This is a genomic window from Streptomyces sp. NPDC001339, assembly GCF_042895955.1.
Classification (GTDB): domain Bacteria; phylum Actinomycetota; class Actinomycetes; order Streptomycetales; family Streptomycetaceae; genus Streptomyces.
Window position 1 is genome coordinate 530874 of sequence record NZ_JBIAWT010000007.1, and the last position, 13678, is coordinate 544551.

The following is a 13678-nucleotide window of genomic DNA, read 5'->3' on the forward strand; positions in this document are numbered from 1 at the left end:
CACCCATGGCAACGCTTGAGATCCACGACCTGCACGTCTCCGTCGAAGCCGAGAACGGCCCGCGCGAGATCCTGAAGGGCGTCGACCTGACCGTGAAGCAGGGCGAGACGCACGCCATCATGGGCCCCAACGGCTCCGGCAAGTCGACCCTCGCCTACTCCCTCGCGGGTCACCCCAAGTACACGATCACCGGCGGCACCGTCACCCTCGACGGCGAGGACGTCCTGGAGATGTCCGTCGACGAGCGGGCCCGCGCCGGCGTCTTCCTGGCGATGCAGTACCCGGTCGAGGTTCCGGGTGTCTCCGTCTCCAACTTCCTGCGCACCTCCGCCACCGCCGTCCGCGGCGAGGCCCCCAAGCTGCGCACCTGGGTCAAGGAGGTCAAGGAGGCCATGGAGCGCCTGTCCATGGACCCCGCCTTCGCCGAGCGCAACGTCAACGAGGGTTTCTCCGGCGGTGAGAAGAAGCGCCACGAGATCCTTCAGCTGGAGCTGCTGAAGCCGAAGATCGCGATCCTCGACGAGACCGACTCCGGCCTCGACGTCGACGCCCTGCGCGTCGTCTCCGAGGGCGTGAACCGCGTCCGTGAGACGGGCGAGGTCGGCACCCTCCTGATCACCCACTACACGCGCATCCTGCGCTACATCAAGCCCGACCACGTCCACGTCTTCGCGGGCGGCCGCATCGTCGAGTCCGGCGGCGCCGAACTTGCCGACAAGCTGGAGAACGAGGGCTACGAGGCATACACGAAGGGTGGCGCATCCGAGTGACACAGCTGCCGGGCCTCCTCGACACCGAGGCGATCCGCAAGGACTTCCCCGTCCTGGACCGAGTCGTCCACGACGGCAAGAAGCTCGTCTACCTGGACAACGCGGCGACCTCGCAGAAGCCGCGCCAGGTGCTGGACGCCTTGAACGAGTACTACGAGCGCCACAACGCCAACGTCCACCGCGGTGTGCATGTGCTCGCCGAGGAGGCCACGGCGCTGTACGAGGGCGCGCGCGACAAGGTCGCCGCGTTCATCAACGCGCCGAGCCGCGACGAGGTGATCTTCACCAAGAACGCCTCGGAATCGCTCAACCTCGTGGCGAACATGCTCGGTTGGGCCGACGAGCCCTACCGGGTGGACCGGGACACCGAGATCGTCATCACGGAGATGGAGCACCACTCCAACATCGTTCCGTGGCAGCTGCTCGCGCAGCGCACCGGCGCGAAGCTGAAGTGGTTCGGCCTCACCGACGACGGCCGCCTCGACCTCTCCACCATCGAAGAGGTCATCACGGAGAAGACGAAGATCGTGTCCTTCGTCCTCGTCTCCAACATCCTGGGCACCGTCAACCCGGTCGAGGCCATCGTGCGCCGCGCCCAGGAGGTCGGCGCCCTGGTCCTGATCGATGCCTCGCAGGCCGCCCCGCACATGGTGCTGGACGTGCAGGCGCTGCAGGCCGACTTCGTGGCCTTCACCGGCCACAAGATGTGCGGCCCGACGGGCATCGGCGTGCTGTGGGGCCGCCAGGAGCTCCTGGAGGACCTGCCCCCGTTCCTCGGCGGCGGCGAGATGATCGAGACGGTGTCCATGCACTCCTCGACGTACGCCCCGGCGCCGCACAAGTTCGAGGCCGGTACGCCCCCGATCGCCCAGGCCGTCGGCCTCGGCGCCGCCGTGGACTACCTCACCTCCATCGGCATGGACAACATCGCCAGGCATGAGCACGCGCTGACCGAATACGCCGTCCAGCGGCTGCTGGAGGTCCCCGACCTGCGCATCATCGGCCCCACCACGGCCGAGGACCGCGGGGCGACGATCTCCTTCACCCTCGGCGACATCCATCCGCACGACGTCGGCCAGGTCCTGGACGAACAGGGCATCGCGGTGCGGGTGGGGCATCACTGCGCGCGGCCGGTCTGCCTGCGGTACGGAATTCCCGCGACCACGCGAGCGTCGTTCTACCTGTACTCCACCCCGGCCGAGGTCGATGCCCTGGTCGAGGGCCTGGAGCACGTACGGAACTTCTTCGGCTGAGGGGCTGGCACGTGAAGCTGGATTCGATGTATCAGGACGTCATCCTGGACCACTACAAGCACCCCCACGGGCGCGGGCTCCGGGACGGCGACGCCGAGGTGCACCATGTCAACCCGACGTGCGGTGACGAGATCACGCTGCGGGTGAGGTACGACGGTGCGACGGTCGCGGACGTCTCGTACGAGGGGCAGGGCTGCTCGATCAGCCAGGCCAGCGCGTCGGTGCTCAACGACCTGCTGGTCGGCAAGGAGCTCGGCCAGGCGCAGAAGATCCAGGAGACGTTTCTGGAGCTGATGCAGTCCAAGGGCCAGGTCGAGCCGGATGACGCGATGGAGGACATCCTGGAGGACGCGGTGGCGTTCGCCGGTGTCTCGAAGTACCCGGCGCGTGTGAAGTGCGCGCTGCTGAGCTGGATGGCCTGGAAGGACGCCACGGCCAAGGCCCTTTCCCAGGAGGCGAAGACCGCATGACCGACACCCCGACGACCACCAGGCCGGCCTCCGAGGAAGAGGTCCGCGAGGCGCTGTACGACGTCGTCGACCCCGAGCTGGGCATCGACGTCGTCAACCTCGGGCTGATCTACGGCGTCCACATCGACGACGCCAACATCGCCACCATCGACATGACGCTGACCTCCGCGGCCTGTCCGCTGACCGACGTCATCGAGGACCAGGCGAAGTCCGCCACCGACGGCCTGGTCAGCGAGCTGCGCATCAACTGGGTCTGGATGCCCCCGTGGGGCCCCGACAAGATCACCGATGACGGCCGCGAGCAGCTGCGGGCGCTGGGCTTCAACGTCTGACGCGCTCCCGCACCGCGCCGCGGCGTCACCGCGCCGCAGCACTATGGCCGTGCCCGCCGGTTACCTCCGGCGGGCACGGCCGCTTCATGTCCCACCGCCCGACGGACCGGGGCCGATCGCTGAGACCGGTTCGCCTCGGCGGGCGCCCTCCGGTTAGGTTTCGGACATGACCGATGCTGCTGTTTCCGCTGCCCCCCTGCCCGGCGCCGTCGCCGCCGGGCTCGCCACCGTCACCCCCGACGGCACCGTTCTCGACACCTGGTTCCCGGCCCCCGAGCTGGTCGCCGCGACCGCCGACGGTCCTGGCCCGGCCGGCACCGAGCGCCTCGACGACGAGCGCGCCGCCGACCTGCTGGGCGCCGCCGCGCGCAAGGCGATCGGTCCCGACCCGGTCCGCGGGGTCGAGGTGATCGCCGTCCGTACGGTCATCGCCTCCCTCGACGACAAGCCGCTGGACGCGCACGACGTCTACCTCCGCCTCCACCTGCTCAGCCACCGCCTGGTCAAGCCGCACGGGCAGAACCTGGAGGGCATCTTCGGGCTGCTGGCCAACGTCGCCTGGACCTCGCTGGGTCCGGTGGCCGTCGACCAGCTGGAGACGGTGCGGCTCAACGCCCGCGCCGAGGGGCTGCACCTTCAGGTCACCAGTGTCGACAAGTTCCCGCGGATGACCGACTACGTCGCGCCCGCCGGCGTACGGATCGGCGACGCCGACCGGGTCCGCCTCGGCGCCCACCTCGCGGCCGGCACCACCGTCATGCACGAGGGCTTCGTCAACTTCAACGCCGGCACGCTGGGCACCTCCATGGTCGAGGGCCGGATCAGCGCGGGCGTGGTCATCGGCGACGGCACGGACATCGGCGGCGGCGCCTCGACCATGGGCACCCTGTCGGGCGGCGGCAAGCAGATCATCTCGATCGGCGAGCGCTGCCTGCTCGGCGCCGAGTCCGGTATCGGGATCGCGCTGGGCGACGAGTGCGTCGTCGAGGCCGGCCTGTACGTCACCGCGGGCACCCGCGTCACCATGCCCGACGGCCAGATCGTCAAGGCCGCGGAGCTCTCCGGCGGCGACAACATCCTCTTCCGCCGCAACTCCACCACCGGCACCGTCGAGGCCCGCCCGAACAAGGCGGCCTGGGGCGGCCTGAACGAGATCCTGCACAGCCACAACTGAGCGGACGCGCGCAGCTGAACAGGCATGGCCACGGCTACGGCGACGGCCCGGCGGACGACTTCCTCCACCGGGCCGTCGCCGTCCGCCGGGGCCGGGCGGGTAGCCGTCCGTGGGCCGGGCCGTAACCGTCCCCCCCCCCGCTAGGCTTACGCGCATGCGTGATCTTGCAGCGGGGATACGGTATCTGGGCAGGGGCCAGCGCTGGGTTGCCCAGCACGGCCGGTGGTGGGGCTTCGGCATGATTCCGGCGCTGATCGCGCTGGTGCTCTACGCCGCGGTGCTCACCGCCCTCGCCATCTGGTCCGGCGATATCGCCGCCTGGGCCACGCCGTTCGCCGACACCTGGGGCTCGCCCTGGCAGGGGCTGCTGCGCGGGGTGTTCGTGGCCCTGCTGGTCGCGGGCGGGCTGATGCTGTCGGTGCTCACCTTCACCGCCGTCACCCTGCTGATCGGTGACCCCTTCTACGAGTCGCTCTCGGAGAAGGTGGAGGAGAGCGAGGGCCACTGCCCGCCGGGGCCGGGGCGTCCTCTCTGGCAGGAGATCCTGATCGCGCTGCGGGACAGCGTCCATGTGCTGCTGCGGGCCGCGGGTTTCGGTGTCCTGCTGTTCGCCCTCGGGTTCGTACCGGTCATCGGACAGACCGTGATTCCCGCGATCGGTTTCTGCGTCTCCGGCTTCTTCCTCGCGGTTGAGCTGACCTCGGTGGCCCTGCAGCGCCGCGGCATCCCGGTGCGCGAGCGGCTGCGGCTGCTGCGCGGCCGTAAGGCGCTCGCGGTCGGCTTCGGCACCCCGCTCGTCCTGCTCTTCCTGATCCCGTTCGTCGCGGTGATGCTGATGCCGGGGGCGGTGGCCGGGGCGACACTGCTGGTGCGGGACCTGGCCCCGGCCGAGGAGGCCCCACCGGAGCAGGCCCAGCCGGCGCCGAACGGGTCCGCGCCGCATGGGGCCACGCCGGACGACGGGGCTGCGCGCGCCTAGGGAGGGCCTCGCGCGTAGGGAGGTCGAACGGATCCCGTAGGGGTGGGTCGAACGGATTCCCTAGGGGATGCGAGGGCCCCCTGCGGGGCCACAACGAGGTGGGGCGTGGCGGTATTCCCGGGGATGGGGGCGCTGCGACGCGTATTCCCTGGGCTGGGGGCCTGGGGGCCTGGGGGCCTGGGGGCCTGGGTGCGCTGCGACGCGGAGCGGCCGTCGCGCCTTTCGGTGCGACGGCCGCCCGGGCATCACAGGCCCATCACTCGTCAGTCAGGCCGTTCCGCGAACGCTTCAGGTCCTGGGTGCGCTCGGATGCGGACTCCTCCGACGACCGCCGCTTCTGCTGGCCGGAACGCCGCTCCGCGGCACGGTCCTTGCTGCCCGACTTACGGTTCTGCGCCTTCGGCATGATGACTCCTCATGTCTCGCCGAATGTTGCTTACGTGCCCAGTAGCGCACCCGCGATGGCGGTTGGCGCCCGGATCAGGGCCAGTCGGGTGACATGGACGTCACGTGGGGTGATCATGCCTGGTCGCGGCCGGGCGTCTCGGTCACAGCCGGATGTTCCGGTCACGGTCGGCGGTCATTGGCCATGGCTCAGGGACAGACGCTCGGAGACGGACTTCTCAGGGACAGTCGCTCAGGGACGGGCACTCAGAGGCGGACTTCGCAGGGACAGATGCTCAGGGACGGACGCCCAGGGACGGACGCCCAGGGACGGACGCCCAGGCACAGGCGCTCAGGGACGGACGCGCAGCACCTGCGGGTCGTGGTCGCTGGCCTGGTCCGCGTACTCGGCGTTGAGGTGCACGATGTCGTAGTCGGCCCGGGACAGCCGCCGGCTGGTGAGCATGTGGTCGAGCACCTGCGAGTTGCCGTCGTAGACATACCCGTACCGCTCGGCCTGCGGCAGCCTGTCGACCTGGTCGGTGAGCACCCCGCCGGCGGTGAGGTTCTTCAGGGCCGGTGAGAACGGGTAGTCGTTGAGGTCGCCGGCCACCACCACCGCCGCCTTGGGCTCCGCGGCCAGGAGTTCCTTGACGAAGGTGTTGACCAGCTTCGCCTGTGCGGTGCGCTGGCTCTCCGAACTCCGGGCCGGCGGCTGGAAACGGCCGTGCAGCCCCTGATCGCCACCCTTGGAGTTGAAGTGGTTGGCGATCACGAACACCTGGCTGCCCGGGCGGCTCCGCAGCGCGAACTGGCCGACGAGCGGCTTGCGGCTGGACTTCCACGCCGGGTCGGTGGGCGCGATCCGGCCGGGGGACGCGGACAGCGTGGCCCGGCCCTGGTCGGCGATCACCTTCACCGGCGTGGTGGCGTCGCCGCCCTCGATGTCCGTGAAGGACACCCGCGCGGGGTTGAACAGGAACGCGACCCGGATGTTCCCGCCCGGCTGGCCGCCGTCCTGCCCGTCGACCGGGTCGATCTGCCGCCATGCGTACGCCGGACCGCCGGCCGACTTGATCGCGTCGGTGAGCTTGGTCAGGGTCGCCCCGGCGGTGACCGTACCGTCGTCGGCCGGGCCGTTGTCGTCCTGGACCTCCTCCAGGGCCACGACGTCAGGGGCGGACAGGTGGTGCACCAGCGCCTTCGCCAGCCGGTCGAACTTGGGCTGCGGAGTGGCCGGGGAGAGGTTCTCGACGTTGTAGGTGGCCACCGCGAGCTCGTCCGGCTTCTGCTTGCGGGTGGTCTCCGGCGCGGGGCCGTGGTCGGTGAGCCTGCCCAGCTCGGTGGCCTGGAGGGTGTAGCCGCCGAAGCTGCTGTAGTCCAGCGGCCCGGCGGTGGTGCCGGTCAGCTCGTCGCCGACGTCGGCCACCGGGAACGGCCGCCGGGCGGAGGAAACCAGCGAGGCCACCTTGATCCGGCCGCCGTTGGGGTCCGCGTACGAGCGGTAGAGCGTGCCGCCGCGGACCGTGGGGTTCTGTCGCGGCTCGGCGGTCACCCACAGCTCGTGGTACTCGGTGGTCGGCCCGACGACCCGCGCATCGGACACCGAGACCCGCATGCCCTCCAGTGACTCGTAGCGGTCCAGCGCGTACGAGCCGGGGCGCAGCGGCAGGGACTCGATGCTCCGGCCGCCCGCGTCAGGGGCGTAACGATTCGGCACCGAGGCTGGGTTGAGGCGGAAGGCGGCCGGCAGGGGGTTGCCCGTGGAGACGGTCCGCCAGGTCGCGTCGGCGATCTCGGTCACGGACTGGAGACCGGCGTCCTTGCGGCCCGGGTAGTACTCGCTGACCGTGCCGGAGACGGTGACCGCGTCGCCGACGGAGACCTTCGGGGTCTCCTTGCCGGTGAAGACGAAGACTGCCTCGCTGGTGGCCGGATCTCCGTCCGGCCGCGGGTCCTGCACCCAGAAGCCGCGCGACGCGCCTGACGAGCGGACCGCGGTGACCGTGCCGGGCACCTCGCTGACCTGCTTCCCGGCCAGCGGGGATATGCGGGTGCGGCCCTGGATGTCGTGAATCCGGGCCCCGGCCGCGGACGCGGACTGGGTGGCGGTCAGCAGTCCGCCGGCGAGGGCGGCGGCGACCACCGCGCCCAGAGCGGCCGGTCTGCGGCGGAGCGGACGACGGGATGGTGACGAAAGGGGACGACGGGACGGCATGCGTGCCTCCGAGGGGTATGGGGGGTGAAGGGAGAGTGAGCGTGAGCGTGAGCGAGGGCTGATACGGGGGCGAAGGTGAGCGTGAACGAGAGCGTCGCGATCACCGCGCGGAGCCGCACCCCGCGCTACGCGCGTCAATTTCCGGTGTATGACAGGGAGTTGTCAAGGTTTTCCCGGTGATCGGCAGTGGAGCGGGGGTGAACCGTCGGACATGCGGCGAATTCCGTCTACGCTTGGGCGGCGCACACGCCGTAGTCCGTCCTAGGAGCTGAGCACCCGATGTCCGCAGACCGCCCCACCCTGCCGCCGGTGCGGCTGCGCCCCGAAGCGGAGCTGGCTCGGGACGCGCTGAGTACTCCCCTGATGGCCCGGGCCGTGCGACTCGCCCGCTGGTCCGAGCCCGGCGTCCCGGTCGGCGTGGGCGGCGAGCTCCTCCAGGACGCGCTGGCCGCCGCCACCGACCACCTCGGACTGGCCGGCGACGAGGACGGGCCCGCCTATACCGCCGAGGCCTGGCAGCTCGCGGTGGACACCGGGCTGGTCGAGATCGAGGAGACCGGGGGAGCGCCGGAGGGCGAGGACGCTGAGGGCGCCGAGGGCGATCAGGGTGCCGAGGACGCCGCCGCGGGGGCCGGGCAGCTGCCCGACGACGCGGTGGTGGACGGTACGGCCACCCCCGGCGAGGAGCTGGGCCTGCTCACCTCCGGCAGCCCGCAGGACGTTCTCGACATCTGGCTCGCGGGCGTGGAGACCGTCTTCGCCGACGCGGCCGCCCCCGACCTCGCGGACATCGCCGACCAGCTCGCCGAAGGCGGCGAACTGGACCTGGACGCGATCGACTGGAACCCGGAGGAGGAAGCCGAGCTGCTGGAGGGCGTCCTCGGCAACCTCTACCTCCTCTCCGCCCTCGCCGACGACCCCGAGCGGGACGTACCGCTGCCCGCCCTGGCCGCCTCCATGGTCGTTCCGGACGATATGGACGAGCCCACCGACGACGTCCTCGAAGAGGTCTCCGCGGTGATGATGCGCCTGGACGACCAGTTCCGGGTGCTCGCGCCGATCGGCCTGGTCGCCTACCGGCCCGTCGACGAGGCACTCATCGAGGAGCTCGACGAACAGGGCGAGACGGTCAGCGCCGCCGAGCCGCTCACCGACGAGGACGTCTCCCGCTACGGTCTGGTCCGGCTCACCCCGCTCGGTGTCTACGCGGTCCGCGCCCGGCTGCTGGACGCCGGCGCCCACGCCCCCGCGGTCGGCGACCTCAGCGACAAGGGCGCCGATGTCCTCCTCGACGAGCTGCCCGACTACCCCGAGGGGATCGCCCGGGCCGAGTCCGAGCTGTGGCTCGCCGCCCGTACGCCGCTGGACGCCGCCCGGGACCTGCTCGCCGCCGCCCGCGGCGGCGACGCGCATGCCCCGGGCCGCCGGCTCGCCGCCCAGCAGACCCTCTCCCTGGTCTCGCCGGAGGCCGAGGCGGCGCTGCGCGAGGTGCTCGACGACCGGGAGCTGGGTGGGCTGGCCCGGGTCTGGCTGGCCGAGCGCGCCCTGCCCGGCATCCCCGAGCCGTCCCAGGACATGATCTTCTGGCTGACCGTGGACACCCTCGCGGCCCAGCTGGACAGCGCCGACGAGGACACCGCGGCCGAACTCCGCGACCTGGTACGCGGTTTGACCGACCAGCACAGCGGGTTCTTCGACGCCGTCTGGCGGGTGGACCACCCGGCCACCGCCGACGTCCTGGAGGCCATGGGCCGGCTGCACCCCGACAAGAAGTCGGCCAAGGAAGCCCGCAAGGCCGCCTTCAAGGCGCGCTCGCGGCAGTCGCGCTGACGGCCTCGGCACAAGCTGACACCACAGGCCGGGTGGGCCGGGAGGGCCCGCCCGGCCTCACCGCTATCTCCTGTATCTCCTGATCTCCTGTATCTCCTGCCCGGCCTCACCGGTGTCTCCTGCCCGGTCTCACCGCTGCCTGAGGCCCCGGCCACCTCGATCCCCGGACTGCCTCCATCCCCGGGGCCACCTGGAGACAGGCCAACCGCTTCCTGGACGTCGCGCCGCGTTCAACTCGAGTTCGACAGCGCACGGGAGCGTGTGCGGCGAACAGGGGAGCAGAAGACGGCCATCCAGGAGATGACAATGCCGCTCACGCGGAGAGATTTCGCCAAGCGTTCCGCCTACGCCGGCGCCGGGGTCGCGCTGGCCGGCAGCGTAGGTGTGCTGGCCACCGCGCCCGGAGCCATCGCCGAGGCCGCACCGGACGCCGGCCCGGACGGCGCGGCGGATGCGGCGGACGCGCCGGGCGGTCACGGCGCCGGCCGCGCCATCGGCTACGGCCCGCTGATCCCGGACCCGGAGGGCATCCTCGCGCTGCCCGCCGGGTTCTCGTACAAGATCGTCACCCACTGCGGTGTCACCCGGCTCGACAGCGGTGAGTTCACCCCGTCGAACCACGACGGCACCGGCACCTTCCCCGGCCGGCGCGGCACCACCCTCCTGGTCAACAACCACGAGCTGAAGGGCCCGCGCGCCGACTGGCCGCACCCGGTGCCGCTCGCCGACGGCCTGGTCTACGACCCGGCGGCCTCCGGCGGCTGCACCGTCGTCGAGGTCGCCAAGGACGGCACCACGGTCGGCGAGTGGGTCGGCATCGCCGGTACGTCCACCAACTGCGCGGGCGGGACCACCCCGTGGGGCACCTGGCTCACCTGCGAGGAGTCCGAGCACAAGGCCGGCGAGCACGGTATGACCAAGGACCACGGCTACGTCTTCGAGGTCGACCCCCACGACCTCAGGGCCGGCCGGAACCCCAAGCCCGTCAAGGCGCTGGGCCGTTACGCCCATGAGGCCGTCGTCGTCGACCCCAAGCGCGGCCACCTCTACCTGACCGAGGACGCCGACAAACCCAACGGCCTCCTGTACCGCTGGACTCCGCCGCACGGCTTCCGCCACGGCCGCGGCCGACTGCGTACCCTCGCCGACGATGCCGGTGTGCTGTCGGCCTTCAAGTGCTTCGACTCCGGCGGCCGGTTCGTCGACGACCTCTCCCGGGCCACCAAGGCCGGCACCGTCTACGGCGTCGACTGGGTCGAGGTCCCCGACCGCGACGCCCGTACCGTCCCGGTGCGCAAGCAGTTCAAGGACGGCGAGATCACCCGCGCCCGCAAACTGGAGGGCATGTGGTGGGCGGACGGCGGCGCGTACATCGTGTCCTCCTTCGCCCGTGACGAGAGCCCGGTCCAGCACGACGGGCAGGTGTGGTTCTACGATCCCAAGCGGCGGACCCTGACCCTGAAGGTGCTGCTGGGCGTCAATCCCGACCCGGGCAAGGACGGCGCGCTGGACGGTCCCGACAACATCAGCGTCTCCCCCTACGGCGGCCTGATCATCGCCGAGGACGGCGAGGGCGTACAGCACCTCTTCGCGACCACCGACGACGGCCGGACCTACCCGATCGCCCGTAACGAGCTCAACATCGGTACCGCGGACAAGCCGGAGTTCAGCGAGTTCACCGGACCGGTGTTCTCCCCCGACGGGCGGACGCTGTTCGCCAACATCCAGGAGCCCGGCATCATGCTCGCGATCACCGGCCCCTGGAAGCGGCAGCACCGGCACAAGGCCTAGCCCTGGCCCTGGCCGCCCTGGCCCTACAGCGCCTGGCCGCCCGGCTTGACCATGCCGCGGACGGTGCGGGCGTCGACGAACTCGCCCAGTGCCGTCATCTCCCACTCGCCGGAGTACTGGCGGATCAGCTTCGCCATCATCACACCCGTACGGGGCTCGGCGTGGGTGAGGTCGAAGCGGACCAGTTCCTCGCCGCTCTGGGCGTCGATCAGACGGCAGTAGGCCTTGGCGACGTCGGAGAACTTCTGGCCGGAGAAGGAGTTCACGACGAAGACCAGGCCGGTCACCTCCGGGGGGAGGCCGCCGAGGTGGACGGTGATCGACTCGTCGTCGCCGGCGCCCTCGCCGGTGAGGTTGTCGCCCGAGTGCTGGATGGCACCGCCGAGGATCATCAGCTTGCCGAAGAAGCAGTTGTCGACCTTCTTGCGGTCCGGCCCGTAGGCGATGACCGAGGCGTCCAGGTCGATGTTCCTGCCGCGGTAGGCGGGCTCCCAGCCGAGACCCATCCGGACCGAACTCAGCAGCGGGCGGCCGCCCTTGACCAGGGAGACCGTCTGGTTCTTCTGGAGGCTGACCCGGCCCTTGTCGAGGTTGACCTTGCCGGAGCCGGGGGGTACGGGAGGCGCGGCGGGGGAAGAGGGGGAGGCCGCGGCCGGCGGCGGGGCCACCGGGGCCGGGGTGCCGGCCGGCGGTCCCCACTGGCCGGCGGGGGCCGGGGGAGCCGGCGGTGCTGGGGGAGTCGGTGCGGCTGCTGCCGGGGTGGCGGGTGTGGCCGGGGTGGCCGGCTCCTCCACGCTGACGCCGAAGTCGGTGGCGATCCCCGCCAGTCCGTTGGCGTAACCCTGGCCGACCGCGCGGACCTTCCAGGCGCCGCCGCGGCGGTAGATCTCCACGACCACCAGCGCGGTCTCCGGGCCCAGTTGCGGCGGGGTGAACGAGGCGATGACGCTGCCGTTGTCGGCGTCGCGGACCGTGCCGGTCGGCTCGGTGCCGGCGAAGGTGGTGCCGGGGGCATCCAGACTCGCCGTCACCACGATCTTCTCGATGCCGTCGGGCACCGCGGCGGTGTCCACCGTGATGGTGTCACCGCCGGAGGCCGCCGCGGAGTGGGTCACGCCCGGTCCGCTGGGCTGGTTGTAGAAAACGAAGTCGTCGTCGGAGCGCACCTTGCCGTCGGCGGCGAGCAGCAGGCCCGACACGTCCAGCCGTACCGGGGCGGTGACGTCGACCGCCACGCGCGCGGCGGTGAGCGGGAGGTTCGAGCCAGGAGTCATAGCGGTCATGCCCGAACCAACGATCGGCTCGCCTTTGCGGTTCCATTACCTACGGCTCTCTTACGCACGGGGCGCCTCACTACGCAACGCACTACCTGACTCACCACGCACTACCCGACTCACTCCGCACTACCCGCCTCACCGTTCGCGGGAGTTGCCGAAGAGCAGCCGGTAGCCGATCAGCAGGACCAGCGCACCGGCGATCGAGGCGATCCACATGGACGGCTCGCCGAAGTCCTTCGGTATCGGGCGGTCCAGGAACTTGGTGGAGAGCCAGCCGCCGATGAAGGAGCCCGCGATGCCGATCAGCGTCGTGCCGACCAGTCCGCCCGGATCCCGGCCGGGCAGCAGGACCTTGGCGATGACGCCCGTGACCAGGCCCAGTACGAGCCAGCTGACGATACCCATGTTGCGTTCCTCGTTCCTGCACGACGGGTGGTAGGTGCACCCATCAGGACGCAGCCGGGGACGCCAGGGTTCCGCGCCGCGGTCGCCCGCCTCAGGCCCGGCCGCGCGTGCGCCGGTGCCGTACCCACCAGATGCCGCCGGCGAAAGCCGTCAGCAGCGCGCCCGTACCCGCGGCGATCTCGGTGGTGCTGGTGTTCTCGCCGGCGCCGCTGCCGGCACCTGCCGTCATCCCGGTCCTGGGCGGCGTACTGGGTCCGGCGGCGCGGTGGCCGGTACCGGGGCCGGTGCCGTGGACCGTGCCGATATGGACCGTGCCGGTGATCATCTTGCCGTTGTCGCAGGTGCCGCCCACCCCGTAGGTGCCCGGCTCGGTGTCGGCCCGGAGCTTCAGCCAGGCGGCCAGCGGACCCTTCTCGGAGCCGCGGGTGAAGGAGAGGGTGCCACCGCCCACCGTGCTGGCGTCGATGCTCGCGGAGCGGCTGTTCCCGCAGTCCGTGGTGGACAGCGAGACGGTGGTGCCGGGCCGGGCCGGGTCGGGCGAGCTCCCGATCTCACCGAAGTCCCCGGCGAACGCCGTGGTGGTGGTCAGGCCGAGGGCGACGGCGGACAACGCGGCACCGGACAACGCGGTGCGGGTCAGCAGTCGGGGGGTTCGCATCTGAGGCCTCCGCGAAGCGCGGATGTGACACACCCTCGCGCCACAGGGAAGTTGGTGGAGTTCCGCGCCTCCTTTGTCCGGGATACGCCGTCCGGGCCCGGACGGGCCTGCTGACGTGCTGTGTTCGGGTGATGAGC

The 13678-nt window shown here is 71.2% G+C and carries 13 protein-coding genes; 8 read left to right on the top strand and 5 right to left on the bottom strand.

Annotated features, from left to right (window positions below; all coding sequences use genetic code 11):
- Nucleotides 1-5 precede the first annotated feature (5 nt).
- The 6 genes from sufC (at nucleotide 6) to ACFY12_RS23220 (ending at nucleotide 4978) form a co-directional block, all read left to right on the top strand.
- On the top strand, nucleotides 6-770 hold the full coding sequence (sufC, locus tag ACFY12_RS23195) for a Fe-S cluster assembly ATPase SufC (RefSeq protein WP_390717755.1): 765 nt from the start codon (nucleotides 6-8) through the stop codon (nucleotides 768-770).
- Complete coding sequence (locus ACFY12_RS23200) at nucleotides 767-2023, top strand: cysteine desulfurase (protein WP_390717756.1); 1257 nt, start codon at nucleotides 767-769, stop codon at nucleotides 2021-2023. Before sufC ends, ACFY12_RS23200 begins: the two co-directional genes overlap by 4 nt.
- Nucleotides 2024-2034: 11 nt before the next feature.
- Complete coding sequence (gene sufU, locus ACFY12_RS23205) at nucleotides 2035-2493, top strand: Fe-S cluster assembly sulfur transfer protein SufU (RefSeq protein WP_390717757.1); 459 nt, start codon at nucleotides 2035-2037, stop codon at nucleotides 2491-2493.
- Nucleotides 2490-2825 carry a metal-sulfur cluster assembly factor gene (locus ACFY12_RS23210; protein ID WP_390717758.1) on the top strand — a complete coding sequence of 112 codons (336 nt, stop codon included), beginning with the start codon at nucleotides 2490-2492 and terminating at the stop codon, nucleotides 2823-2825. The genes sufU and ACFY12_RS23210 overlap by 4 nt, the downstream gene beginning before the upstream one ends.
- Nucleotides 2826-2991: 166 nt before the next feature.
- Nucleotides 2992-3999, top strand: a complete 1008-nt coding sequence (gene dapD / locus ACFY12_RS23215; protein WP_390717759.1) for a 2,3,4,5-tetrahydropyridine-2,6-dicarboxylate N-succinyltransferase — start codon at nucleotides 2992-2994, stop codon at nucleotides 3997-3999.
- A gap of 154 nt (nucleotides 4000-4153) precedes the next feature.
- Entirely contained in the window at nucleotides 4154-4978 is an 825-nt protein-coding gene (locus ACFY12_RS23220) for an EI24 domain-containing protein (protein WP_390717760.1), read from the top strand.
- Nucleotides 4979-5234: 256 nt separating this feature from the next.
- On the opposite strand, the gene ACFY12_RS23225 is transcribed toward ACFY12_RS23220, so the two are convergent.
- Together ACFY12_RS23225 and ACFY12_RS23230 are read right to left on the bottom strand one after the other, a co-directional pair.
- Nucleotides 5235-5384, bottom strand: a complete 150-nt coding sequence (locus tag ACFY12_RS23225) for a hypothetical protein (RefSeq protein ID WP_390717761.1) — start codon at nucleotides 5382-5384, stop codon at nucleotides 5235-5237.
- Nucleotides 5385-5714: 330 nt separating this feature from the next.
- Nucleotides 5715-7580 carry an endonuclease/exonuclease/phosphatase family protein gene (locus tag ACFY12_RS23230; protein WP_390717762.1) on the bottom strand — a complete coding sequence of 622 codons (1866 nt, stop codon included), beginning with the start codon at nucleotides 7578-7580 and terminating at the stop codon, nucleotides 5715-5717.
- A 279-nt stretch (nucleotides 7581-7859) separates the two neighbouring features.
- Between ACFY12_RS23230 and ACFY12_RS23235 the strand changes: the two genes are divergently transcribed.
- Both ACFY12_RS23235 and ACFY12_RS23240 read left to right on the top strand, forming a co-directional pair.
- The gene (locus tag ACFY12_RS23235) at nucleotides 7860-9410 is read left to right on the top strand and encodes a hypothetical protein (RefSeq protein WP_390717763.1); all 1551 of its coding nucleotides are present in this window, start codon (nucleotides 7860-7862) and stop codon (nucleotides 9408-9410) included.
- 306 nt (nucleotides 9411-9716) lie between these two features.
- Entirely contained in the window at nucleotides 9717-11201 is a 1485-nt protein-coding gene (locus tag ACFY12_RS23240) for an alkaline phosphatase PhoX (RefSeq protein ID WP_390717764.1), read from the top strand.
- 23 nt (nucleotides 11202-11224) lie between these two features.
- Here the strand turns inward: ACFY12_RS23240 and ACFY12_RS23245 are convergent, their stop codons facing one another.
- From ACFY12_RS23245 to ACFY12_RS23255, 3 genes are all read right to left on the bottom strand, one after another.
- Nucleotides 11225-12475: a TerD family protein gene (locus ACFY12_RS23245; protein WP_390717870.1), complete on the bottom strand. Its 1251-nt coding sequence runs from the start codon at nucleotides 12473-12475 to the stop codon at nucleotides 11225-11227.
- A gap of 138 nt (nucleotides 12476-12613) precedes the next feature.
- On the bottom strand, nucleotides 12614-12883 hold the full coding sequence (locus ACFY12_RS23250) for a GlsB/YeaQ/YmgE family stress response membrane protein (protein ID WP_390717765.1): 270 nt from the start codon (nucleotides 12881-12883) through the stop codon (nucleotides 12614-12616).
- Between the two features lie 91 nt (nucleotides 12884-12974).
- Nucleotides 12975-13541 (bottom strand): hypothetical protein, encoded by a 567-nt coding sequence (locus ACFY12_RS23255; protein ID WP_390717766.1) that lies wholly within the window; start codon nucleotides 13539-13541, stop codon nucleotides 12975-12977.
- Nucleotides 13542-13678 lie beyond the last annotated feature (137 nt).